The organism is Vagococcus fessus (assembly GCF_003987565.1).
GTDB classification, from domain to species: Bacteria; Bacillota; Bacilli; order Lactobacillales; family Vagococcaceae; genus Vagococcus_D; species Vagococcus_D fessus.
In genome coordinates this window covers 232,172-255,387 of sequence record NZ_NGJY01000002.1, presented here as the reverse complement: position 1 = coordinate 255,387, position 23,216 = coordinate 232,172, and the positions used below count along the sequence as shown (strand labels likewise).

Sequence of the window (23,216 nt, the reverse complement as noted above, 5' to 3'; positions counted from 1 at the left end):
AAAAACTTGGAAGAATTTCTTCCAAGTTTTTTTATTTTATAATTTACCTTGTTTTCGGTACCAGTCATCAGGTGTCCAGACCCAGTTGAAACCGTCTTTTTCAAGTAAATCAAAAGCGGATTGGGGTCCCATTGTTCCACTAGCGTAGTTAGGGAAGTCTGGTGTTTCGTTATCCCATGTTTGGCGAATAACGTCCACAATACGCCATGATTGAGCGACTTCGTCCCAATGTGAGAAGTTAGTCCCATCACCTTTAAGACAGTCTAAGATAAGCTTTTCGTAAGCCTCAGGACTATTGTCTAATGCTTCAGCTGAATGACGGTAGTCTAATTTGATTGGGTCGATGTTAAACCCATCACCAATTTCTTTGCCGTTCATTGTTAATGAGAAGCCTTCAGTAGGTTGGATATAAATAGTTAAAACGTTAGGAGGCATTGTTTCTGCTTCACAGGCTGTTTCATTTTCAGAACGGAAGACATTAATGGGTGTTGGTTTGAATACAACATTAATACGTGTTCCTTTTTCTGTTAACTGTTTTCCTGAACGAACGTAGAAAGGCACACCGCGCCATCTAAAGTTATCAACCATTAATTTACCTGCAACAAATGTTTCAGTTTCAGATTCTGGATTAACGTTGATTTCATCGCGGTAAGGGATAAATGATTGACCATCTAATGTCCCGGCACCGTATTGGCCGCGAACAAAGTTTTCTTTTACTTCGTCTTTTGAATAAATACGGATAGAATTTAGTGCTTTGACTTTTTCTTCACGAATATTTTTTTCTGTGAATACAGCAGGGGGTTCCATTGCTAAAAGTGAAACGACTTGCATGGTATGATTTTGAATCATATCTTTTAAAGCACCGCTTGTATCGTAATAGCCGCCACGTTCTTCGACACCTAGTGACTCGGCTAAGGTAATTTGAATATTGTCGATGTATTTATTGTTCCAAAGTGATTCAAAAATATTATTACCAAAACGGATTGCAGAGATATTTTGAATCATCTCTTTACCTAAGTAATGGTCAATACGGAAGATTTGTTCTTCTTCAAATGCTTCTCGAATTTCGTTATTTAATTGATTAGCAGATTCAAAATCAGTCCCAAATGGTTTTTCAATAATTAAATGATTGAAGCCATTTTCAGTTACAATATTTTCTGATTTTAAATGACTTGTAATAGTACCAAAGAAGTTTGGTGCCATAGCTAGATAGAAAATACGATTTTGTTTTAAGTCGTAACGTGTATCCAGTTCGTCAGCTAATTTTTTTAAGTTTGTATAGTGTTCTGTATCTGTCACGTTGTGTGATTGATAGTAGAAGTGGCTAGTGAATTGAACAAGCTCGTCTTCTGTCGGATTAAATGATGCAATACTTTGAGAGACGATGTTACGGTAATACTCGTCAGTCCATTCACGACGGGCAGTTCCTATTACTGCAAAGTGTTCTTTTAGATACCCTTTACGGTAAAGTCTAAAAAGTGATGGGTATAATTTACGTTGTGCTAAATCTCCTGTGCCTCCAAAAATGGTGAATAAGGCAATTTGTTCGTTCGACATACCTAACTCCTAACTGAAAATAAAATTTTTCGAATAGTAAACTGAGTGAGTTTTAACTATCCACAATAACTTCATTCTAGCGTTTTCAGTTTCTGAACGCAAGGTAAAGGAACCGATTTTTCATAAAAAAAATAACCTTTCTCAAATTGCGAGAAAGGTTGATATTTAGGTGTTTTCTACCTATATTTAGCAAGGGCTAACAAAGATGTTGTTTGCTGCCTTATAGCTAATGTGTATTTTTTTGTCATCTTGTGTTATTAGAGTCAAAGGACCTTCATAGGCACCGATTGTTTTAATTGTTACAATATCATGAATGTTAAGACCAGCACTTGCTAAGTAGTCAAGTAATTCAGTTTCATCGATAACGCGCTCAATCTTGACTTGAGTATTAACCTCAAAATCATTAAGTGATTTTAATTTCAGTTCTTGGATAACTTGGTTTTCTCCTGGTATGATGCCGCCATGAGGGCATACGGTAGGATGGTCTAAGAATGTTTCTAATCGAGTGGCAAGTTCTGATGAGGTAACATGCTCTAAAACTTCTGCTTCAACGTGAACTTCATTCCATGAATAGCCTAGGTGTTCAACTAAAAAAACTTCCCATAAACGGTGTTTTCTAACAAGTGAGCTAGCATGTTTTAAGCCTTCATCTGTTAATTGGACACCTTGATAAGGGGAATGTTTTACAAAGCCATTTTTTTCTAATTTTGAAATCATTTCACTGACGGAAGCCGCAGAAACATTAAGTCCAGCAACGATTGATTTATTATTAATCTTTTTTTCATAGCCGCCTAATTCAAAAATTAGTTTTAGGTAATCTTCTTTATTTGGAGTCATTATATTCGGCCTCGCTTTCACTCTCTATTCTATCAGAAATACGCCAGCTATCGCAATGTAAATGACAAGAAATAACGGGATGAAAACGAATTAATTTTTTTTATTACAAGTAGTATAGCTTGTCACTAGCAACTGTTTGTTCTAAAATAGTAAATAAACAAAAGATTAGGGTGGTTTGATGGCAAATAAATTTACAGAAGAACATGAGATTAAGTTTTATGAATGTGATGTGTTAGGACGATTGACCTTACCAATGTTACTAAATGTTGTAATAAAGACATCGGAATCTCAAAGTGATGCTTTAGATCGTGGGACAGATTATGTGACACAATTAGGACTAGGTTGGGTCATTACACAGCACGAGATTAAGATTAATCGTTTGCCACTTGTAAGTGAAAAGGTTAAAGTGACGACACAAGCCACAAGTTATAATAAATATTTTTGTTATCGTGATTTTTGGATTCATGATGCGAATGGGAATGAGTGTCTAACAGTGAGCTCAACATTTGTATTAATGGACCTAGAGACCCGCAAGATGACAAGTGTTCCAGAAGAGCTTATAGCGCCTTATGAGTGTGAGAAAATCAAAAAAATTAAACGAGGCACTCCAATTGAAGCCCCTGGGGATGATCGACTTGTACGCCCCTATCGCGTACGTTTTTCAGATATTGACAGCAATCGCCATGTTAATAATGCTAGATACTTAGACTGGATGGTTGATGGTTTGGGCTATGACTTTTTAATTAATCATGAACCAACAGCAGTTAATATTAAGTTTGATAAAGAAGTGGCTTATGGTGACGAAATAAATTGTGAGACGACTCTAATAAATAACGATGAGTTAAATTCGAATCATTTGGTAACACTGGACGGAAATTCATGTTCTGCCTGTAATATTCACTGGAAATAACTATAAAAAAGACACTTTTTAGGAAGTGTCTTTTTTGTTTGATTAGAAAATAATGAGCATATAATTTGTAAAATACACCCGTTTAACATTATAATGTTTATATAGACAAGTTTTTTGTGAAGGGGATGTTTGTATGATCGAATATAAGAATGTGTCGAAAGTGTTTAAAGGAGGTAAGGTAGCGGTTGATAACGTATCGCTGTCTTTTAATAAAGGTGAATTTGTTTGCTTTATTGGAACAAGTGGAAGTGGTAAAACAACAACAATGAGAATGCTTAATCGGATGATTGAACCGTCATCTGGTCAGATTTTAATAGATGGTGTGGATATTCAAACCAAAGATGCGGTTGAATTAAGACGTGAGATTGGTTATGTTATCCAAAATATTGGGCTAATGCCTCATATGACGATTAGAGAAAATATTGTGTTAGTGCCTAAATTACTTAAATGGCCAGAAGAAGAGCGTAATCGCATTGCAGATAAATTGATTGATTTAGTGGAGCTACCACGAGAGATGCTAGACCGTTATCCTAATCAATTATCAGGTGGGCAACAACAACGTATAGGGGTTGTCAGAGCCTTAGCAGCAGACCAAGATTTGATTTTAATGGATGAACCGTTTGGAGCGCTTGACCCAATTACACGTGAGTCATTACAAGATTTAGTTAAAGAGTTACAAGTTAAGATGGGCAAAACGTTTGTTTTCGTTACTCATGATATGGATGAAGCTCTTAAATTAGCGAACCGCATTTTAATTATGGATGAAGGTAAGGTAGTTCAATTTGATACACCGGAAAATATTTTAGAAAATCCGGCTAATGAGTTTGTGGAAAACTTATTAGGCGAAGAACGCTTGATGCAAGCACGTCAAGATGAAACTACAGTTGAGCAAGTGATGCTTAAGTCAGCGATTTCAATTACACCAGAAAAATCTATATCAGAGGGTATCGGTCTGATGAGAGAAAAACGTGTTGATACGTTATTAGTAGTAGATGGTAGTGGGGTCTTAAAAGGATTTGTTGATGTAGAAGATATTAACAAGAACCGTAAGACTGCCACAAGTATGGGAGATATTTTAAATAAAGAAGTCTTCTTTGTTAGAAAGGATACGTTACTTCGAGATACAATGCAGCGCATTTTAAAACGTGGATTGAAATATGTCCCAGTAGTTGACGATGACAATCGTTTGGTTGGAATCGTGACACGGTCATCTCTTGTTGATATCGTCTACGATGCAGTTTGGGGTATTGAAGAGCCAACTCCGATTGTGAAGGAGGAAGCCTAATGAATAATTTCATATTAGAACATGGCCAAGAATTGGTCGTCAAAACAGGGGAACATCTTTTTATATCAGCACTAGCGTTGATTTTAGGGATTGTGGTAGCAGTACCGTTAGGCATTGCCTTAACTCGTACCCCTAAAATTTCAGGATTTGTGATTGGATTGGCAAGTTTACTGCAAACTATTCCGTCATTAGCCCTTTTAGCTTTAATGGTGCCACTACTTGGCGTAGGTAAATTACCAGCAGTCATTGCCTTGTTCATTTACAGTTTATTACCAATCTTAAGAAATACGTTTATTGGAATGGATAATGTAGATCCAGATTTAAAAGATGCGGCTAAAGGCATGGGGATGACAAACATGCAGTCGATTTTATCGGTTGAATTGCCAGCGGCGTTGCCAACGATCATGTCAGGTGTTAAGTTGTCAGCTGTTTATGTTATTGCGTGGGCGACATTAGCCTCATATATCGGTGGAGGTGGTTTAGGCGACTTCATCTTTAGTGGCCTTAACAACTATTTACCAGAATTAATTATCGGTGGGACAATTCCAGTAACACTATTAGCATTATTAGTTGATTTTCTTTTCAGTAAATTGGAAGACAAATTGACGCCTGTAACAGAAAGGGGCGAATAGGATGAGAGGATTAAAAAAATTAAAAGCGATGGCCTTAGTCATGAGTTCCCTTTTACTTTTAAGTGCTTGTTCGTTACCAGGTTTACCAAGTAATAAAAGTAGTAATACAGTATCTGTAGGAAGCATGTCGACATCAGAGTCTCAACTTTTAGCCGGCATGGTTAAAGCCATGATTGAACATGATACAGATATTAATGTTAGTGTGGTCAATAATTTGGGAACCTCTACAGTCATGCATCAAGCGATGATTAATGACGATGTGGATATTTCTGCTTCAAGATATACTGGGACAGATTTAGCAGGAGTCTTGAAAGAAGAACCAGAAAAAGACCCAGCAAAAGCTTTAGGGATTGTTCAAACAGAATTTAAAAAACAATTTAACCAAAAATGGTATGACTCATATGGTTTTGCTAACAGTTATGCCTTTATGGTAAGTAAAGAGACAGCGGAAAAATATAATTTAAAAACAATAAGTGATTTGAAGGCCGTCGCAGACAAATTAACGGCAGGTGTGGATACGTCGTGGCTAGATCGTAAAGGGGATGGCTATAAAGGATTTACTCAAACATATGGTTTTGATTTTGGAAAAGTTTTCCCTATGCAAATCGGCTTGGTTTATGATGCGGTTAATGCGGGTAAGATGGACGTTGTTCTTGGGTATTCAACAGACGGTCGTATTGCCAGTTATGATTTAGTAGTCTTAGAGGATGACTTACAGTTTTTCCCACCTTATGATGCGTCAATTGTAGCGGATGAAGGATTATTTGAACGTTACCCAGAATTGGATGAGGTTTTGAGTAAGTTAGTTGGAAAAGTAGATACTAAAACAATGCAAGAGTTGAACTACGAAGTTGATAACAATTTATTGGAACCAGAAGTTGTAGCAGAGCGATTTTTACAAGAACATCAGTATTTTGAAGAAAAAGGGGGAAACTAGCCAATGGAAAATATGTCAGTCTTTCAACAATTCATTTATTATTTCCAAGAAAATGGTAGCTATGTGTTAAGTCAGTTTACCCGTCATTTCTTAATTTCAGTATACGGTGTACTATTTGCTGCGATTGTAGGGATTCCAGTAGGGATTATGATTTCACGTAAGAAGAAAATGGCCAAATGGGTCTTAGGTGCTGCTAATGTTATTCAAACGATTCCATCGCTTGCGATGTTATCTATCTTGATGTTGGGACTAGGATTAGGGGTCAATACAGTTATTGTAACGGTGTTCCTTTACTCATTACTACCTATTATCGCCAACACTTACACTGGGATGTCACAAGTTGACCCAACCATCTTAGATGTAGGTAAAGGTATGGGAATGACTCGTGCTGAGTTATTATTTCAAGTAGAACTGCCTCTTTCATTATCTGTCATAATGGCAGGGATCCGTAATGCTCTTGTTGTAGCTATTGGAGTGACAGCAATTGGGTCATTCGTCGGAGCAGGCGGTTTAGGAGATATAATCACACGGGGAACAAATGCGACTAACGGAACTGCGCTTATCTTAGTAGGAGCTTTACCGACCGCTTTAATGGCGATTATGGTGGATTGGTTATTAGGTTTATTAGAACGTAAATTAGACCCAACACGTAAGTTAAAGGGGAATAAATAAAAAGGGACGACTGAGGTCGTTTCTTTTTTTATTAAAATTATTTAAAACAGTTGCAATTTTTTTTCAGTAAGTGTAATTTTATTATGAAAGATTAAAAATAGATTAGAGTAGGTCTGACTAGAAGAAAGTAGGAGCGCAAGATGAGAGAGTTTTTAAAATCAAGCAAACTAGATAATGTAAGTTATGACGTGAGAGGACCGGTTCTAGATGAAGCGGATAGAATGATTGAAGAAGGTATTAATATTTTAAAATTAAATACCGGTAACCCGGCCACGTTTGGTTTCGATGCGCCCAATGAAATTGTCAGAGATTTAATTATGAATGTTAGAGAATCTGAAGGGTATTCAGATTCAAGAGGTATTTTTTCAGCCCGTAAAGCAATTGAACAGTATTGCCAATTAAAAGGATTTCCTAATGTGGGAATTAATGATATTTATACAGGGAATGGTGTGAGTGAGTTAATCACAATGAGTATGCAAGGACTACTTGATAATGGCGATGAGGTCTTAATTCCAATGCCAGACTATCCACTATGGACAGCTTCTGTGTCACTTGCTGGTGGGACACCTATTCATTATGTATGTGATGAGCAAGCGGAATGGAACCCTGATTTAGCAGATATTCGTAAAAAAGTAACACCACGTACGAAAGCAATTGTTATTATTAATCCTAACAATCCGACAGGTGCCTTGTATCCTCGTGAGATTTTAGAAGGTATTGCACAGATTGCACGTGAATTTAATCTGATTATTTATGCAGATGAAATTTATGATCGTCTTGTTATGGATGGATTAGAGCATATCCCGATGGCGACGATTGCGCCAGATTTATTCGTTGTGTCGTTTAATGGGTTATCTAAATCACATCGTGTCGCTGGTTTCCGTTGTGGCTGGATGGTGTTGAGTGGAGAAAAGCGTCATGTTCAAGGTTACATTGAAGGTTTAAATATGTTAGCATCGATGCGATTATGCTCAAATGTATTGTCACAACAAATTATTCAAACGGCATTGGGAGGCTACCAAAGTAGTGATGAGTTGCTTCTTCCTGGAGGACGTATCTATGAGCAACGTGAGTTTATTACTAATGCTTTAAATGACATTCCAGGTATTACAGCGGTTAAACCTAAAGCAGCCTTCTATATTTTCCCTAAAATTGATGTGAAGAAATTCAATATTAAGAATGATGAACAATTTGTTTTAGATTTCTTACATGAACATAAGATTTTAATGGTTCATGGTGGTGGCTTTAACTGGAATCAACCGGATCATTTCCGTGTCGTTTATCTGCCTAAAGTAGATGAACTAGAAAAAATGACCACGTCAATGGCTGAATTTTTAAGTACGTACAAGCAAAGATAGACAATAGTCTATCTTTTTTTGTTAAGGTATACACCAATCTTGACAATTGATTCAAATGAGCGTAATTTATATAGATGAGAACGTTATCTTAAGAAAGAAGGATTAATAATGACACAATATATTAAAGCAGACAAATTCTTTTTAAAAAGTGGTCAAGTCGGCCCAGGATTTTTGGAAATTAGTAATGGTAAATTTGGTTCATTCACAAAAGAAGTACCAGCTAATGCTGATGTAATCGATCATTCAGGTAAATGGATTGCTCCAGGTTTAGTAGACACACATATTCATGGTTATATGAATCATGATGTGATGGATAATGATGCAGAAGGTATTAAAATCATGTCAGAAGCATTACTATCATGTGGTGTAACGTCATTCTTACCAACAACTTTAACATCATCACGTGTGTTATTAACAAAAGTAGCACGTACGATTGGTGACGTTCATAAAGACGTTGAAGGGGCTAAAATTCAAGGGATTTATTTTGAAGGACCTTTCTTTACTGAAAAATACAAAGGGGCTCAAAATCCAGGTTATTTCTCAGACCCAAGTTTAGAAATCTTCAATGAATGGCAAGATGCTTCAGGCGGACTTATTAAAAAAATTGCTTTAGCACCAGAACGCGAAGGCGTTTCAGAATTCGTTAAAGAAGTGACAAGTCAAGGTGTGGTTGTCGCTTTAGGCCACAGTGATGCGACGTTAGAAGAAGCACAAAAAGCTGTCGAAGCAGGAGCTAGTGTTTTTGTTCATGCGTTTAACGGAATGCGTGGGTTACACCATAGAGAACCTGGTATGGTAGGGGCTACGATGACGTTACATGATGTGTATGCAGAGTTAATCTGTGATGGTCACCACGTTCACCATAAAGCAATGGATGTCTTAGTTAAAACAAAAGGGCATGACCATATTGCGTTAATTACAGATTGTATGATGGCAGGCGGAATGCCGGATGGTGAATATATGTTAGGTGAATTCCCAGTAGTTGTAGCTGAAGGAACAGCTCGTATGAAAGAAGGAAATCTAGCAGGTAGTATCTTAAAACTTAAAGAAGCTCTTAAAAATGTAGTAGATTGGGGAATGGCAACACCAGAACAAGCTGTGATGATGGCCAGTCTTATTCCTGCAGTGAGCTGTAATATTGATGATAAATGCGGTATGATTGCTACTGGCAGAGATGCTGACTTTATCGTATTAACACCAGAATTAGAATTAGAAGCGACATACCTTGATGGAGCATGTCGTTACGAAGCATAACAAAAAAGAAGCCTCTACAGGCTTCTTTTTTGTTAGTCATTTTTAATATCAGGTAAGATATCTGATGCTAGGAATCCTTGTTCGAACGCTACGAAGAACTCGATAGCAGATAAGTCGTAAACTTCTACGTCATCAGCTATTAATCCTTTTTCCATAACATAAATTTCAGTATCACTAGCTAAAATAAAATCGCCATCGATAGTCATCGCAACGACATGAATATCATCAGTGAAAAAGTCAGGATCAATAGTTAAGTCACTGTCCATAGCTTGTAGAGATGATAAAAAACGACGATTAATAACGTCTTGATCGAAAATAAAAAAATCCTCATCGGTTGTTTTATTTTCTAATTTCATAAAATTAATAAAAGTATGAACTGTTGAATCGGGTATAAAATCTGCGAGTTGTTTAAAAGTTAATGTCATATGAAGTCTCCTATTTGGTGTTTAAAATTTTGATGTTGAAGTTAATAAGTTTTCCGTTACCAATACTTTGAGCTTCCATTAGAATTTCAGTTGGAATGGGTTCCTGTTTATCGTAAACAGGGATAACGCGGTAGCGAACAGTATCGCCTTTACCAACTGCCCAGCGAATCATATTTTCATAATCAGTCATAAGAGGACTGTTAACAGGCTCTTGATACATAGTAACTAAGTTTTTCATATCATCGCCACTCCCACCAAATTGACGACCAATTAAATGACCTCTAGAGTGACCATAAGGTTCTAGACCGGATTTAAATCCAGGCGGGCGAACTTTAGGATTTGCTTTTGTACCAGTGTTAATCATCTCTTTATTGATAACTGCTTCAGCTTTAGTAGCACGACCTTGTTTATCTAATGGTTCGTAGTTAACCCAACCTTTTTTTACAAAATTTAATTCATCTTTTGTAAATGTTGCTTTGCCGAGTTCGATGATACCAGGATTATCCCCCATAACAGTCCCGTCATTTGAATGGTCAAAAGGAGGTTGTTCTTTATTGTAGTCGTGACGAACCCAATCGTTATTTTTGTTATTAGATTTTTGTTGGCTTGAATTATTTTTCTTATAATTATCATTTTTACGATAAGATTGTTTATGTGATGAATTATTAGATTGACGTTGTTCTTGTTTAGGTTTGAATGTATCTTGAATAAAATCAGTTGAACTAATACCGGCAGCCCCTAAAGCAAGTGCTAAAGCAGTAGCAAATGTTTTTGATCGAGTGACTTTTTTATAGTCAAACTTTCGAGGTTGTTGTTTATTGTCCTTATTTGGACGATTATGTTGCTTGTTATTATTTGAATTATTTTGATGTGTCATAGTTTCCCTCATTTCTGTTTACTTATTATACGTGAGATTCAAAGAGAACTCAAAGAAAAAATAAAAGAGTATTTGAACAAAAAACTTCTTTTTTTCAGTTATATGGTAAAATGTAGGTGACAGAATAGACTGTGTTAAGGAGTGAAGCAGATGAGTTATGTACAATTAAAGGAGGTTTCTAAGTATTACGAAATGGGAGAAACCACAATAACAGCAAATGATGCGATTACTTTTTCAATTGAAAAAGGCGAATTTGTGGTAATTTTGGGCCCAAGTGGTGCTGGAAAATCAACAACGTTAAATATTTTAGGTGGTATGGATAGCTGTGATGAAGGTGAAATAATTGTAGATGGGACAGATATAGCGTCATTTTCTGAAAAAGAATTAACAACATACCGTCGTTTAGATGTAGGATTTGTGTTTCAATTCTATAATTTAGTTCCCAATCTAACAGCGAAAGAGAATGTGGAATTAGCGTCACAAATTTCACCGAAAGCCTTAGATGTAGATTTGGTTTTGGAACAAGTGGGTCTGATGAATCGTAAAGATAACTTTCCAGCGCAATTATCAGGTGGGGAACAACAACGTGTAGCGATTGCTAGAGCTTTAGCTAAAAATCCCAAGTTACTTTTATGTGATGAACCAACAGGGGCGCTAGATTATGAAACAGGTAAACAAATTTTAAAATTATTACAAGATAGTTGCCGAGATACGGGAACTACCGTGGTTGTAATTACGCATAATTCGGCGATTGCTCCAATGGCTGACCGTGTCATTAGGATTAATGATGCTCAAGTTCGTTCAGTGGAACTGAATACAACACCTCAGCGTGTAGAAGATATTGAGTGGTAGGAGTGAGATGATGAAGAAAAAAGCATTATATAAATCTATTTTTCGAGAAATCAGGTCATCAAAAGCACGATTTTTTTCTATTTTAGGTATTATTTTATTAGGGGTTTGTTTTTATGCAGGTATTAAAGCAACAGGTCCTAATATGCTTAAAACAGCGGATAAGTATTATACAGACCAACAGTTGATGGATCAGCATATCGTGTCTACTCTAGGGTTAGATAAGGCTGATGAAGAGATAATCAAAAAAATACCGGAAGTAAAAGAGTATTCGTTTGAGTATACAAAAGATTTAAGTGTTGCTTCGGTCAATCGTGTTATCAAATTCCAGTCACTAATGGATGAAAAAAATAAGGGCTTAAATAAGTATCGGATTATGTCTGGTCGTTTACCTGAACAAGACGGTGAGGTAGCTCTTGATGATTTAGCACGTCTTTTAGGTGATTATCAATTAGGTGATAAAGTCGTTTTAAATGATGATGACGGAACAACTGATGCTATTAAATTTAAAGAACTAAAAGTAGTTGGGTTTGTTAATTCACCGCTATACGTAGAAAATGCTTCAAGAGGGAATACAACCGTTGGAAAAGGGGCAGTCGATTATTTTGCAGTCCTACCTAAAACGAGTTTTAGCATGGAAAATTATACCGACTTATTTGTAAGATATCGTGATACTGATAAGAAGAAAGCATATAGTGATGACTATGATAAGGAATTTAAGTCAGCTCAAAAAATAATAAAAAAACAATTTTCTAAACGTCCAGCAGAACGTTTAAAAGAAGTTAAATCAAAAGTTGAAAAACCATTACTTGATAATCAAAAGAAAGTCGATAAAGGAAAAAAAGACTTATCAGATGCCAAGTCTAAAGTTGCAGAAGGCGAATCAATTTTGAAACAATTAAAAGCAAGTGGCTTACCTGATACAGCGATTCAACTTGTGAGTCTTGAAAAAAATCTAGCTAAAAATAAAGAAGTTATTGCTCGAGAAGAGAAAAAAATTGTTAAAGCAGAAAAAAGCCTAGATGAAAATCAAAAGAAATTAGACGAGATGAAAGAACCGGATTATTTCTTTTGGACTCGTGATGAAAATCCAGGATATACAGAATATCAAGAAAATGCGAAGCGAATTTCATCAATCGCAACAATTTTCCCAGTATTCTTTTTCCTAATTGCAGCTTTAGTCAGTCTAACAACAATGACACGAATGGTGGATGAGAAACGTGGCGAGATTGGAACATTAAAAGCTCTAGGGTATCGTAATCATGAGATTGCTTTAAAATATATTGTGTATGCGACACTTGCCAGTTTAATCGGAAGTGGACTTGGGTTAGTGATTGGATTTAACATCTTCCCTAAAGTCATAATTGATGCATACGGAGCACTTTATAACTTACCATCAGCAGAAGTGACTTATTATTTAGGGTATTCGATACAGTCAGTTTGTGTGGCATTAATTTGTACATTAGTCTCATCGTTACTTGTTTTACGCTATGACTTATTCAGCTCACCAGCAAGTTTAATGAGACCGAAAGCACCAAAAGCAGGGCAACGAATTTTACTTGAACGTCTATCATTTATATGGCGTCGTTTTAATTTCAATCAAAAAGTGACAGCTCGTAATTTATTTAGATATAAACAACGTATGTTTATGACAATTTTTGGTATTGCAGGTTGTATGGCCTTGATTATCACAGGATTTGGCTTAAGGGATTCTATTTCTGATATTGTGTCGTTACAGTTTAATAAATTGTGGCATTATCAAGGCATTGTATCATATGCTGAGAATCCATCAAAAAAAGCAGCAGAAGAACTTGAACAAACACTTGCAGATTTACCTGAAATTAGTGATCGCTTGATCGTTAGTCAACAATCGTTTGAAGCTAAAAAAGAAGGAATAGCCACTCAAAAAGTAACCTTAGATGTTCCTAAAGAATTAAGTAAGATACCTGAATTTATGTTATTTAATGACCGACTTTCAGGTGAAACTTATACATTAGGAAATAAAGGGGTTATAGTTAATGAAAAATTAGCTAAGATGTTAGGCCTAAAAGCTGGTGACACCTTAGAATTATCGGATAGCAAAAACAAACGTTATCCTCTGAAAATACAAGCAGTAGTAGAGAACTACGCCATGCATTTTGTTTATATTAGTCCAGAGTATTACACAGAGGTGTTTGGTAAGAAGCCTGTCTACAACTCTGAGTTGTTATTATTCAAGGAAAAACCTACGCAAAAAATGGAAGATAAAGTCTCAGAAACCTTGATGAAAAATGAAAAAGTTGTGAATGTCAGCTTTTTAAGTCAAACAAGTAGTGCTATGGATGATACGATTTCTAGTTTAAATGTTGTAGTGTGGGTATTGATTATTTCAGCGGCACTTTTAGCGTTTATTGTGTTATATAATTTAACTAATATTAATATTTCTGAGCGTATTAGAGAACTCTCAACCATTAAAGTTTTAGGCTTCTACAATAAAGAGGTTACGATGTATGTGTACCGTGAAAATAATATTTTGACGATCCTAGGTATAGCAGTAGGGTGTCTAGTCGGCAAGCTACTTCATGGGTTTGTACTCAATACAGCAGAAGTCGATATGGTTATGTTTTCACCAACGATACATGTTATCAGTTATGTGTATTCAGCTTTGTTAACGTTGCTATTTTCAACACTAGTGATGTGGGCGATGCACCGAAAATTGAAACATGTTGATATGATAGAAGCACTTAAATCAACAGAATAAAAAGAAACTCCCTAATCATTTAGGGAGTTTTTTAGGTCGTCATTTTCTTTTTTTAGCTGAGCAAGTTGCTTAGCTTGTTCGTCCAATTGCTGCTGCAAATTTGCTTCTTTTGATGCTGAAATCTCCAAAGGTTCTGGAGGCTTCACAAAACGATTCACTAGTAGAGCGATACAGGTGCCTATCATAGTGTCCACAACTCGGTCAATCGCATAACCAATCGTTTGATATTCAGGAATCGTCATGACGATAATTAAAAAAGTGGCAGACGCTCCGATAATAGCTTTGTTTAAATTAATTGCGTCAGCTGATGTAATAAGAATAGTAAGTAAAACAGGTATCGCAAGTAATTCAACTAGAAAGTTGTAATTGAAGTAAGCATATAAGTAAAAATAAAAAACACCAAGCAATCCACCCATTAGATTGCCTAAGATACGTGAAGAACCAAAACTTATCGATTTGGTTACATCTTCACGCATAGAAAAGACAGCTGCTAAAGAGGCGATCATTGGTGTTGGTCGGTCTAACAAATGAAAGAGTAAAATACAAATCATCACTGCCAAAGACGTTTTAAGTGTTCGGTAGCCAAGGCGTACAGAACTAATTGTCATCAGAGGTCACCTTACTTTTTTTTGCATTTTTTTCAAACGTTGTAATTAGGTCTGTTGTATATTTGATATTGGCTTGCCCCTCATCAGTAACGAGATAGATAGCACCGTAGTTACGTTCTAAAAGAGCCAGTTTAGAATCTAATTTTTCGGGTAAGTCTGAATAAAATTCTTCTTCTTTATTAAACGTTGTGTCACAATAATTTTTTAATGATTTATAATTATTATCAATGATATCCAGGCTGTCCGAGATGAGTTTTAATTCATCGTTATTAACATCAGCCGCATTTTGTTTAATAATTTTTTCTAAGTTTTTTTTCAAAGTGATGATAGACTTCTGTTGATCTGTAATCTTATCTTCTAATGTTAAGCGGTATTGGTAGTTTTCGAAGACCAGTCCTTCTTCATCAGGGAAAAGTCCTGTTTGGGGTTTGTCATTCAAGTCCGACTCAAGTGCGTCGTTGATACGTGTAATTCGACTGCCCATTTCTTTAAAATGCTCACTTTGCGTTTTCAAAGCAATTTTTAACTCAGCTACATTACTTTTGGCTTGATCAAGTTCTTCTGTAATACCGCAGCTTGTTAAAATAAAAAGACAACTCATTAAAAGAGCCATTACTATTTTTTTCATCATTCTATTTTACCTCCTAAAATACGTAACTCTATCATAACACAAAAAAATTAGTGGTAAAAATGACAAACAAAAAATTCGGAAAAAAAATAAAATTCATGTTATCCTATCTAAAGAACTGGGGGAATTGAAATGAGAATTTCTATTGGAATGAGAACAATAAAAACAGCGGTAGGATCTGCCATTGCGATTATGTTGGCTCAACTCTTTAATCTTGCAAGTCCAACAGCTGCAGGTATTATAACTTTGTTAAGTGTAACAAATACAAAGAGGTCATCATTTGAAACAGGTTTATTTCGAATTGCATCCTTAGCATTAGCATGTGCAATCAGTTTCTTATGTTTCACGTTAATAGGCTATAATGCTATTGCGTTTGGTTTTTATCTTTTATTTTTTATTCCACTAGCAGTTAAAGGGAAAATGTCAGATGGTATACCGGTTAGCTCTGTTTTGGTTACTCATTTTTTAATTGCAAAAGAGATGACAATCGGATTATTAATAAATGCTTTCTTACTATTGTTCATTGGAGTAGGGATAGCTTGGCTTGCTAATTTATTTATGCCTGATGTGACTAAGGAATTAAAAGAAGGCCAAAATATTATTGATGATAAAATTAGGCAATTACTTGTAGGGATGAGTTTTTATTTAAGTGATAAGGATACTGTTGTAGATTGTGATAACTTATTAGATAAATTGAAAGTCGCTTTGAAACAATCAGAAACTAAAGCAAGGTTACATGACGAGAATCAGTTGTTCTCGGAAGATTCGTACTACTTAGATTATTTTACTATGAGACGATTGCAAGTTAATATATTGTCTAAAATGAACCAAGTTATTAAAGAGATTGAAGTTGAGGATAGTCGAATGGTTGTAACAGGGGTTGAGCAGTTGTTATTAAAAACAGCCAGTTATTTTTCTGAGGATAATGATGCGAAACAATTATCGCAAGAGCTTACTGCTGTTCTTGTGGCCTATAGAGAAGCCGATTTACCTCGAACTAGAGATGAGTTTGAGCATCGTGCTAAATTATATCAATTACTCAATGAGTTTGAACGCTTTTTAGAATTGAAAACCAATTTCTCTGAAAAACATCCACCACGTCGGTTATAAAAAAGAAACAGCCCGTAGACAGGGCTGTTTCTTTTGCTTTAGTTGTGAGAAGCCCACTGATTAGACATCGTATCTAAGAGTGACATAACATCTTGGGTTAAATCTAGAGATGTATTTGGTTTCTTCTCTTCGATATAGTCTATCATATCGGAAACTTCATAGGCTAACGCGTCTTGAGTGTTACCTACTTTAATAGTATCAGTATGTCCATCTACATACGTAAGTGTTGCAGTATCTGCACGCGGGTAGTCTGTTACTGTTATATAAGCTTTTTCTAACGCAATAATGCATTGTTTAGGCATTTTAGCTTGGAATGTCAGGGCAACTGTTGCCATTTCATTTTGATTATTTTTAAAAATAGTAACAGATTGTTCATCAACGCCAGTTTTGAACGGAGACATTAAAGAGTGAATGTCGTTAGGTTGTTCTGATAAAAAGTAACGAACAAACGAAACAGCGTAGGTTCCAATATCAAGTAAAGCGCCACCAGCTAAGTCTGGGTTGAAAAATCTATTAGTAGGATCAGCTTCCTTATAGCTACCAAAAGAGGCTTGTATCATTTTTAATTTGCCGAACTCACCATTGTCCATGCGTTGTTTTAGTTTTTCAAAAAGTGGCATATGGAAAATAGTCATGGCTTCTGCTAGAATCAGTTTTTTCTTTTTGGCTAAAGAGACTGCTTCTTCAAGTTCTGTTCCATTTAAAGTAATGGCTTTTTCACACAAGACATGTTTACCATGATTAAGTGCGCTTAATATAGAGTCAATATGGTGATTATGAGGTGTTGCAATATATATAATATCAATAGAGTCATCGCTGAAAAGCTCATCGTATGAACCATAAGCTTTTTCAATGTCATGTTGTTTGGCAAACTGTTGTGCTTTTTCAAGCGAACGAGAAGCCGCTGCTTTGAGTGTTGCATTTGGATGAGAAAAGTTTTCTGTGAATTGTTCGGCCATTGCTCCAAGACCTAAAATTGCCCAATTATAATGTGTCATATTGTACCTCCTTATGTGTATAGTAAAATTATAACAGAGTTTATGATACAGAGATGCTACAAAAATATTAAAATTCTATGTAAAGGATGCAATTTCATTTCATTAGATGTAAAATATAGGTTGAGGTGAGGAATATGCATCAAGCAATGGTAGATATTATGACTGATCGTATTTTGAATCAATTTTCATCAGAAGCATTTTTTTGTGAGCATGTTTTAAAGATTGAGCAAATAGAGTGGGACGCGTGGAAATTTCACCAGACACCGCTAAAGGCTGAGGATATGCAAAAGTTAATGAGTTTATTTTCAGATTATGAGTGGATGTTGATTCAAAAACTAATGAGACAGACGTGTCTGTTTCCAGAGAAAAGACATTATGTTGTGTCGGAGTACAAACGAGTTAAAACTTTAATTGCCAAAAAGTGGTTACAAGAAGGTAATGCTCGTATTGAATTAATCAATCGAACGGATCAAAGTCAATCGGAAGGTCCACAAGGCTATAAAGAAATATTTATTTTAAAAGTCTTTCTCCAATACGAGGTGTGGGGATATGATGATTGTTTAGAATTTTGTTTGCCTGCAACTGTTCAAGATCAGATAAAGGATTCTTCAAAAGGTCTTTTGGAATGGGTGAATGAAAATTTAGAAGAAGAATACATGTAGAAAATGCAAGTCAGAAGTGAGGATATGTAGTGAAGACATTTGTAAAAAGAAATAAAAAAAATATTTTGGGTATAGGCTCAATCTTAATGGTTATCTTTATGGTGATATCGTTTATAAAAACACCAAGCCCATCTAATGTTTATGAAGATGAGCCAGTTGAGGATAAAACGACAGGGTTCAAACCAACTAATGAGGCAAGTAAGCCGAAGGCGTCGAAAGATAAAGGGAATGATAAAGAAGCAAAAAAAGAGATACCTAAAGATCTTCCAAATGCGAAATCATCGGATTGGCAATTGGACTTGGTGAATGCAGAAAATCCCATAAAAGAAGAATGTCAAACGTTAACAGTGATGCCAAATGGTTTCGAGATTGATAAACGGATTGCTCAGGATTATTATGCACTGGAAAATGAAGCAAGAAAAGCCGGACATCAGATGGTGGTAGTTTCAAGTTTCAGATCAGTTGCTCAGCAAGAGAAAGTGAAAAAAGATGATATTGCAAAATACATGGCGCAAGGATTCTCAGAAAAAGAATCCAAACAAAAATCGGATGAATATGTCACAATACCTGGAACAAGCGAACACCATACTGGTTTAGCATTGGATGTTATCGATGCACCTTGGTCAGATGGTGGCAACGGTCTTGAAGAAGCTTTTTATAATACACCAGGTGGAAAATGGTTAGATGAGAATGTCGAGAAATTTGGTTTTGTTATTAGATACCCTAAGCATAAAGAAGATATCACACACATTAATTATGAACCTTGGCATATCCGCTATGTAGGCAAAGAAAATGCTAAGTATATGACTGACAAAGATTTAACATTAGAAGAATATGTGGAAATTTTAAAAGAAGCTAAGAAGTAAGGTGATCACTAGATGACAAAGTCAAATAAACGCCGTTCAAAGCCTTTAAATCAACGAATTTCTTTTTGGATTATGATAACATTAGTAATGGGAGTGGCATTTTTTGGAGCATTAGCTCTAATCGCTACTCCTTTTAGAAATTTTCAAGCCCCTGTTGATCACACGAAGGAAGAATTTATTGAAAGGTTGGCTCCCTATGCTCAGACCATTCAACAACGTGAAGGTGTACTTCCTTCAATCATTTTAGGTCAGGCTATTTTGGAATCAGATTGGGGACAGAGTGGTTTGAGCCAATCCTATAATAATCTTTTTGGTGTTAAAGCTGGACCGGGCGAACCATCCGTTGATTTAGCTACTAAAGAATTTGTAGATGGTAAATGGTTTGATATCAATGCTCCATTTAAGGTGTATCAAGATTGGGAATCCTCTATGGACGACCATGCTAAATTATTTAAAAATGGTGTAACGTGGAATACGGATATCTATAAAGAAGTATTAGCATCTAAAAATTATAAAGAAGCAGCTAAACAGCTTCAGTTAGCAGGATATGCTACTGATCCGGATTATCAAAATAAGATTATAACTGTTATTGAGGCATATGAGTTATATCAATATGATTAGGCCAAAAAGACTGGGGAAAACCCAGTCTTTTTATTTTTCTGAAAACTTACTTGAAAAAGCTCGTACAATAGTGGATAATATATAAAAAGCCTAGCCAAGATAAGTGATAATTTGGGGCTAAATTATAGGGGGATGTCGTTGACATGCAAATTTTGAGAGACCGTATTATGAAAGATGGAACAGTAATTGGAGATGGTGTATTAAAAGTAGATAACTTTTTAACACACCAAGTAGATCCTGTTTTAATGCAACAAATAGGTGATCACTTTGCGGAAATTTTCAAAGATGAAAAGATTACTAAAGTCGTTACAATTGAAGCATCAGGAATTGCTCCAGCAGTATTTACTGGATTATCAATGGGAGTGCCCGCTATTTTTGCTCGTAAGTCAAAAAGTTTAACGATGAATGAAGAGCTATTAACAGCTGAAGTTTATTCATTTACCAAACAAGTTACAAGTCATATTTCAATTTCACAAAAGTTCTTATCAAAAGATGACCGTGTGTTAATCATCGATGATTTCTTGGCTAATGGTCAAGCCGCATTAGGATTAAGCGAACTTTGTCACCAAGCAGGGGCAACAGTTGTAGGTATTGGGATTATGATTGAAAAATCATTCCAAGATGGTCGTCAATTATTAATTGATGAAGGATACCGTGTTGAATCATTAGCACGTGTGGCCTCGTTAGAAAATAACGAAGTTAAATTTGTTGAAGAATAAAATTTTTGATCCAAGGCACTCATTTTAATTAATGGGTGTCTTTTTTACTTATTAAGGATGAAAAAAAGCGTTTAAAGCTTTGACACTGGTGGATTCCCTTGTTAAACTAAATAGAGCAACTTTATATAAATTTAATCATTATTACTAGATATAAAAGGAAGAAGGGGAAAAAATGTCAGATTTATTTATACCTGGTCAAACAGTGGGCATTATAGGTGGAGGATATCAAGCACGTTTGCTAGGATTAGCGGCGAAGACAATGGGATATCACGTTGGCATATTAGCAGCTGAAAATGATTGTTTGGCGTCTGACATTGCAGATTGGCAAGTAGTTGCCGATGTAAATGATGAGATGGGTTTGTTTACCTTGGCAGAAAAAAGTGACGTCATAACTACAACTACACCAATTGTAACCCCAGCTCTCTTAGAAGGGCTAGATGAATATGTTTCTATTCCAGAGTCGATTGAACTTTTTAAATTCTCACAGGATCGTTTATTAAAACGACTTTTTTTAGAAGAAGCAAATGTAAATATTCCACCCTATAATGTTATTACGAAGATGACTGATTTAGAGGCGACAGTAGACTCTATTGGATTTCCTTGTGTACTAAAAACAGTTAGCCCACTTGAAAATGAAGAGGATGAACTTGTTTTAAATAAAATGGCTGATTTGCGTTATGCTATGGAGATGGTTTCGAAACAGACTTGTATTTTAGAGGCTATGATTCCGTTTGAAAAGGAAATTATTGTATCGATTGCAGGGAATGGTAATGGAGAATATACGATTTTCCCACTAGTAGATGTGAGTTTAAATTCAGATAATAGAACATTTAGAAGTATTGTTCCAGCAGGAATTGCGGGAGAAATTAAAACAGAGATTAAACGAGTTGTTCAATTAATTGCAGAAACGTTAAGCTTGCAAGGTCTATTGACAGTTGAATTATTAATAACAGAGCATGGCTTGATTTATGTTCATGATTTACAGCATGGCCCACATCATGGTGGCAATTATACGTTAGAGGGAACCAACTTATCTCAGTATGAAGCACATTTACGCGGGCTATTTGGTTGGAAACTACCAGAAATTGAGTTAATTAAACCTGCGGTATCACAAGAAATTATTGGAGATAAGATGGTGGATACGATTAGTTGCATCCCATTTTATGCTAATTGGTATCATCATTATTATGGACGTAGCAGTTTTAATCCAAATGAAATTGTCGGACATGTTACGATATTAACAGATAGCATTTCAACAACGCTTGAAGAACTAAATAAAACACAAATTTGGGATAAACCGTTTCAAATTAAAGGAGAAAATTAAATGATTGATCGTTATACACGCCCTGAAATGGGAAAGATTTGGACAGATGAAAACCGCTATGATGCGTGGCTAGAAGTTGAGATTTTAGCAAGTGAAGCATGGGCAGAGATGGGCGAAATCCCAAAAGAAGACGTTGAAAAAATCCGTCAAAATGCGAGCTTCTCAGTACCTCGTATTTTAGAAATTGAACAAGAAACACGTCATGATGTTGTAGCATTTACACGTACAGTATCAGAATCATTAGGGAATGAAAGTAAATGGATTCATTATGGTTTAACAAGTACAGATGTTGTAGATACAGCTTATGGCTACTTATTAAAACAAGCAAATGATATTTTACGTGCTGACTTACAACGTTTTACTGATATTATTGGTGAAAAAGCGAAAGAACATAAATACACTGTTATGATGGGACGTACGCATGGTGTTCATGCAGAGCCAACAACATTAGGCTTAAAATTAGCGTTATGGTATTCAGAAATGACACGTAACATTGAGCGTTTTGAACATGCTGCTAAAGGTGTTGAAGCTGGTAAAATCAGTGGTGCTGTTGGAACTTTTGCTAATACTCCTCCAACAGTGGAAGCTTATGTTTGTGATAAATTAGGTCTACGCGCTCAAGATATCTCGACACAAGTATTACCACGTGATTTACATGCAGAATATGTGTCAGGAATGGCGCTTATTGCGACAAGTATTGAAAAATTTGCTACAGAAATTCGTGGGCTACAAAAATCAGAGACACGTGAAGTAGAAGAGTTCTTTGCTAAAGGACAAAAAGGATCATCAGCAATGCCGCATAAACGTAATCCAATCGGTTCTGAAAATATGACAGGACTTGCCCGTGTTATTCGTGGTCATGTGATTACTGCAATGGATAATATGGTATTATGGCATGAACGTGACATTTCACATTCGTCTGCTGAACGTATCATTATTCCAGATACAACTATTTTATTAAACTACATGTTAAATCGTTTTGGTAATTTAGTTAAGAACTTAACGGTATTCCCAGAAAATATGAAACGTAATATGGATGCAACATATGGTTTAATCTATAGCCAACGTGTTCTTCTTAAATTAATTGATAAAGGAATGACTCGTGAGGAGGCTTATGATTTAGTTCAACCTAAAACAGCTTACGCATGGGACAATCAAACACAATTCCGTCCATTACTTGAAGCAGACGAAAAAATCACATCAGTATTAGAACCAAGTGAATTAGATGAAGCCTTTGATTACAATTGGCACATGAAACACGTTGATACATTATTTGACCGTGTTGGTCTTGGAAAATAAATTTATTTAAAAACACCTTTTTCGTATGAATAAGGTGTTTTTTTAAGA

23 protein-coding genes are annotated in these 23,216 nt (G+C 35.7%); 16 read left to right on the top strand and 7 right to left on the bottom strand.

What is annotated here, in order from left to right; translation table 11 throughout:
* Positions 1 to 36 precede the first annotated feature (36 nt).
* Positions 37 to 1,557 carry a glucose-6-phosphate dehydrogenase gene (gene zwf, locus CBF31_RS05545; RefSeq protein ID WP_126831401.1) on the bottom strand — a complete coding sequence of 507 codons (1,521 nt, stop codon included), beginning with the start codon at positions 1,555 to 1,557 and terminating at the stop codon, positions 37 to 39.
* Between the two features lie 186 nt (positions 1,558 to 1,743).
* Positions 1,744 to 2,394: a metal-dependent transcriptional regulator gene (locus tag CBF31_RS05540; protein WP_126831400.1), complete on the bottom strand. Its 651-nt coding sequence runs from the start codon at positions 2,392 to 2,394 to the stop codon at positions 1,744 to 1,746.
* Positions 2,395 to 2,572: 178 nt separating this feature from the next.
* On the opposite strand from CBF31_RS05540, the gene CBF31_RS05535 reads away from it, so the two are divergent.
* From CBF31_RS05535 to nagA, 7 genes are all read left to right on the top strand, one after another.
* Entirely contained in the window at positions 2,573 to 3,304 is a 732-nt protein-coding gene (locus CBF31_RS05535; protein ID WP_126831399.1) for an acyl-[acyl-carrier-protein] thioesterase, read from the top strand.
* 133 nt (positions 3,305 to 3,437) lie between these two features.
* Complete coding sequence (locus CBF31_RS05530) at positions 3,438 to 4,589, top strand: betaine/proline/choline family ABC transporter ATP-binding protein (RefSeq protein WP_126831398.1); 1,152 nt, start codon at positions 3,438 to 3,440, stop codon at positions 4,587 to 4,589.
* On the top strand, positions 4,589 to 5,221 hold the full coding sequence (locus CBF31_RS05525; protein WP_126831397.1) for an ABC transporter permease: 633 nt from the start codon (positions 4,589 to 4,591) through the stop codon (positions 5,219 to 5,221). The genes CBF31_RS05530 and CBF31_RS05525 overlap by 1 nt, the downstream gene beginning before the upstream one ends.
* A 1-nt stretch (position 5,222) precedes the next feature.
* The gene (locus CBF31_RS05520; protein WP_126831396.1) at positions 5,223 to 6,158 is read left to right on the top strand and encodes an osmoprotectant ABC transporter substrate-binding protein; all 936 of its coding nucleotides are present in this window, start codon (positions 5,223 to 5,225) and stop codon (positions 6,156 to 6,158) included.
* A 3-nt stretch (positions 6,159 to 6,161) separates the two neighbouring features.
* Complete coding sequence (locus CBF31_RS05515; RefSeq protein ID WP_126831395.1) at positions 6,162 to 6,830, top strand: ABC transporter permease; 669 nt, start codon at positions 6,162 to 6,164, stop codon at positions 6,828 to 6,830.
* Positions 6,831 to 6,970: 140 nt separating this feature from the next.
* On the top strand, positions 6,971 to 8,188 hold the full coding sequence (locus CBF31_RS05510; RefSeq protein ID WP_126831394.1) for a pyridoxal phosphate-dependent aminotransferase: 1,218 nt from the start codon (positions 6,971 to 6,973) through the stop codon (positions 8,186 to 8,188).
* A gap of 108 nt (positions 8,189 to 8,296) precedes the next feature.
* Positions 8,297 to 9,442: an N-acetylglucosamine-6-phosphate deacetylase gene (nagA, locus tag CBF31_RS05505; RefSeq protein WP_126831393.1), complete on the top strand. Its 1,146-nt coding sequence runs from the start codon at positions 8,297 to 8,299 to the stop codon at positions 9,440 to 9,442.
* Between the two features lie 32 nt (positions 9,443 to 9,474).
* On the opposite strand, the gene CBF31_RS05500 is transcribed toward nagA, so the two are convergent.
* Together CBF31_RS05500 and CBF31_RS05495 are read right to left on the bottom strand one after the other, a co-directional pair.
* Complete coding sequence (locus CBF31_RS05500; RefSeq protein WP_126831392.1) at positions 9,475 to 9,867, bottom strand: hypothetical protein; 393 nt, start codon at positions 9,865 to 9,867, stop codon at positions 9,475 to 9,477.
* A gap of 10 nt (positions 9,868 to 9,877) precedes the next feature.
* Positions 9,878 to 10,744: a DNA/RNA non-specific endonuclease gene (locus CBF31_RS05495; RefSeq protein WP_170167887.1), complete on the bottom strand. Its 867-nt coding sequence runs from the start codon at positions 10,742 to 10,744 to the stop codon at positions 9,878 to 9,880.
* Positions 10,745 to 10,894: 150 nt separating this feature from the next.
* Here CBF31_RS05495 and CBF31_RS05490 point away from each other — a divergent pair, with 150 nt between their 5' ends.
* Together CBF31_RS05490 and CBF31_RS05485 are read left to right on the top strand one after the other, a co-directional pair.
* Positions 10,895 to 11,596 carry an ABC transporter ATP-binding protein gene (locus tag CBF31_RS05490; RefSeq protein WP_126831390.1) on the top strand — a complete coding sequence of 234 codons (702 nt, stop codon included), beginning with the start codon at positions 10,895 to 10,897 and terminating at the stop codon, positions 11,594 to 11,596.
* Between the two features lie 10 nt (positions 11,597 to 11,606).
* Positions 11,607 to 14,333, top strand: a complete 2,727-nt coding sequence (locus tag CBF31_RS05485) for an ABC transporter permease (protein ID WP_170167886.1) — start codon at positions 11,607 to 11,609, stop codon at positions 14,331 to 14,333.
* Positions 14,334 to 14,344: 11 nt separating this feature from the next.
* Here the strand turns inward: CBF31_RS05485 and CBF31_RS05480 are convergent, their stop codons facing one another.
* On the bottom strand, positions 14,345 to 14,941 hold the full coding sequence (locus tag CBF31_RS05480) for an FUSC family protein (protein ID WP_126831388.1): 597 nt from the start codon (positions 14,939 to 14,941) through the stop codon (positions 14,345 to 14,347).
* Positions 14,931 to 15,572 (bottom strand): hypothetical protein, encoded by a 642-nt coding sequence (locus CBF31_RS05475; RefSeq protein WP_126831387.1) that lies wholly within the window; start codon positions 15,570 to 15,572, stop codon positions 14,931 to 14,933. The genes CBF31_RS05480 and CBF31_RS05475 overlap by 11 nt, the downstream gene beginning before the upstream one ends.
* Before the next feature lie 129 nt (positions 15,573 to 15,701).
* Between CBF31_RS05475 and CBF31_RS05470 the strand changes: the two genes are divergently transcribed.
* Positions 15,702 to 16,679, top strand: coding sequence for an aromatic acid exporter family protein (locus CBF31_RS05470; protein ID WP_126831386.1), 978 nt, complete (start codon positions 15,702 to 15,704; stop codon positions 16,677 to 16,679).
* 38 nt (positions 16,680 to 16,717) lie between these two features.
* Here CBF31_RS05470 and CBF31_RS05465 read toward each other — a convergent pair whose 3' ends face one another.
* Complete coding sequence (locus CBF31_RS05465; protein WP_126831385.1) at positions 16,718 to 17,677, bottom strand: Gfo/Idh/MocA family protein; 960 nt, start codon at positions 17,675 to 17,677, stop codon at positions 16,718 to 16,720.
* A 134-nt stretch (positions 17,678 to 17,811) separates the two neighbouring features.
* Here CBF31_RS05465 and CBF31_RS05460 point away from each other — a divergent pair, with 134 nt between their 5' ends.
* The 6 genes from CBF31_RS05460 to purB all read left to right on the top strand — a co-directional run bounded on the left by CBF31_RS05460 (position 17,812) and on the right by purB (position 23,168).
* The gene (locus CBF31_RS05460) at positions 17,812 to 18,339 is read left to right on the top strand and encodes a hypothetical protein (RefSeq protein ID WP_126831384.1); all 528 of its coding nucleotides are present in this window, start codon (positions 17,812 to 17,814) and stop codon (positions 18,337 to 18,339) included.
* A gap of 29 nt (positions 18,340 to 18,368) precedes the next feature.
* The gene (locus tag CBF31_RS05455) at positions 18,369 to 19,205 is read left to right on the top strand and encodes a M15 family metallopeptidase (protein WP_126831383.1); all 837 of its coding nucleotides are present in this window, start codon (positions 18,369 to 18,371) and stop codon (positions 19,203 to 19,205) included.
* A gap of 12 nt (positions 19,206 to 19,217) precedes the next feature.
* Positions 19,218 to 19,826: a glycoside hydrolase family 73 protein gene (locus tag CBF31_RS05450; protein WP_126831382.1), complete on the top strand. Its 609-nt coding sequence runs from the start codon at positions 19,218 to 19,220 to the stop codon at positions 19,824 to 19,826.
* Between the two features lie 143 nt (positions 19,827 to 19,969).
* On the top strand, positions 19,970 to 20,545 hold the full coding sequence (locus CBF31_RS05445; protein ID WP_126831381.1) for a xanthine phosphoribosyltransferase: 576 nt from the start codon (positions 19,970 to 19,972) through the stop codon (positions 20,543 to 20,545).
* Positions 20,546 to 20,717: 172 nt separating this feature from the next.
* Positions 20,718 to 21,869 (top strand): ATP-grasp domain-containing protein, encoded by a 1,152-nt coding sequence (locus CBF31_RS05440; protein ID WP_126831380.1) that lies wholly within the window; start codon positions 20,718 to 20,720, stop codon positions 21,867 to 21,869.
* Positions 21,870 to 23,168 (top strand): adenylosuccinate lyase, encoded by a 1,299-nt coding sequence (gene purB, locus CBF31_RS05435; RefSeq protein WP_126831379.1) that lies wholly within the window; start codon positions 21,870 to 21,872, stop codon positions 23,166 to 23,168.
* Positions 23,169 to 23,216: the final 48 nt, after the last annotated feature.

Bases quoted from the DNA above. Each gene is read 5' to 3' on its own strand.
- zwf (WP_126831401.1), bottom strand. From the start codon at position 1,557: ATGTCGAACGAACAAATTGCCTTATTCACCATTTTTGGAGGCACAGGA.
- CBF31_RS05540 (WP_126831400.1), bottom strand. From the start codon at position 2,394: ATGACTCCAAATAAAGAAGATTACCTAAAACTAATTTTTGAATTAGGC.
- CBF31_RS05535 (WP_126831399.1), top strand. From the start codon at position 2,573: ATGGCAAATAAATTTACAGAAGAACATGAGATTAAGTTTTATGAATGT.
- CBF31_RS05530 (WP_126831398.1), top strand. From the start codon at position 3,438: ATGATCGAATATAAGAATGTGTCGAAAGTGTTTAAAGGAGGTAAGGTA.
- CBF31_RS05525 (WP_126831397.1), top strand. From the start codon at position 4,589: ATGAATAATTTCATATTAGAACATGGCCAAGAATTGGTCGTCAAAACA.
- CBF31_RS05520 (WP_126831396.1), top strand. From the start codon at position 5,223: ATGAGAGGATTAAAAAAATTAAAAGCGATGGCCTTAGTCATGAGTTCC.
- CBF31_RS05515 (WP_126831395.1), top strand. From the start codon at position 6,162: ATGGAAAATATGTCAGTCTTTCAACAATTCATTTATTATTTCCAAGAA.
- CBF31_RS05510 (WP_126831394.1), top strand. From the start codon at position 6,971: ATGAGAGAGTTTTTAAAATCAAGCAAACTAGATAATGTAAGTTATGAC.
- nagA (WP_126831393.1), top strand. From the start codon at position 8,297: ATGACACAATATATTAAAGCAGACAAATTCTTTTTAAAAAGTGGTCAA.
- CBF31_RS05500 (WP_126831392.1), bottom strand. From the start codon at position 9,867: ATGACATTAACTTTTAAACAACTCGCAGATTTTATACCCGATTCAACA.
- CBF31_RS05495 (WP_170167887.1), bottom strand. From the start codon at position 10,744: ATGACACATCAAAATAATTCAAATAATAACAAGCAACATAATCGTCCA.
- CBF31_RS05490 (WP_126831390.1), top strand. From the start codon at position 10,895: ATGAGTTATGTACAATTAAAGGAGGTTTCTAAGTATTACGAAATGGGA.
- CBF31_RS05485 (WP_170167886.1), top strand. From the start codon at position 11,607: ATGAAGAAAAAAGCATTATATAAATCTATTTTTCGAGAAATCAGGTCA.
- CBF31_RS05480 (WP_126831388.1), bottom strand. From the start codon at position 14,941: ATGACAATTAGTTCTGTACGCCTTGGCTACCGAACACTTAAAACGTCT.
- CBF31_RS05475 (WP_126831387.1), bottom strand. From the start codon at position 15,572: ATGATGAAAAAAATAGTAATGGCTCTTTTAATGAGTTGTCTTTTTATT.
- CBF31_RS05470 (WP_126831386.1), top strand. From the start codon at position 15,702: ATGAGAATTTCTATTGGAATGAGAACAATAAAAACAGCGGTAGGATCT.
- CBF31_RS05465 (WP_126831385.1), bottom strand. From the start codon at position 17,677: ATGACACATTATAATTGGGCAATTTTAGGTCTTGGAGCAATGGCCGAA.
- CBF31_RS05460 (WP_126831384.1), top strand. From the start codon at position 17,812: ATGCATCAAGCAATGGTAGATATTATGACTGATCGTATTTTGAATCAA.
- CBF31_RS05450 (WP_126831382.1), top strand. From the start codon at position 19,218: ATGACAAAGTCAAATAAACGCCGTTCAAAGCCTTTAAATCAACGAATT.
- CBF31_RS05445 (WP_126831381.1), top strand. From the start codon at position 19,970: ATGCAAATTTTGAGAGACCGTATTATGAAAGATGGAACAGTAATTGGA.
- CBF31_RS05440 (WP_126831380.1), top strand. From the start codon at position 20,718: ATGTCAGATTTATTTATACCTGGTCAAACAGTGGGCATTATAGGTGGA.
- purB (WP_126831379.1), top strand. From the start codon at position 21,870: ATGATTGATCGTTATACACGCCCTGAAATGGGAAAGATTTGGACAGAT.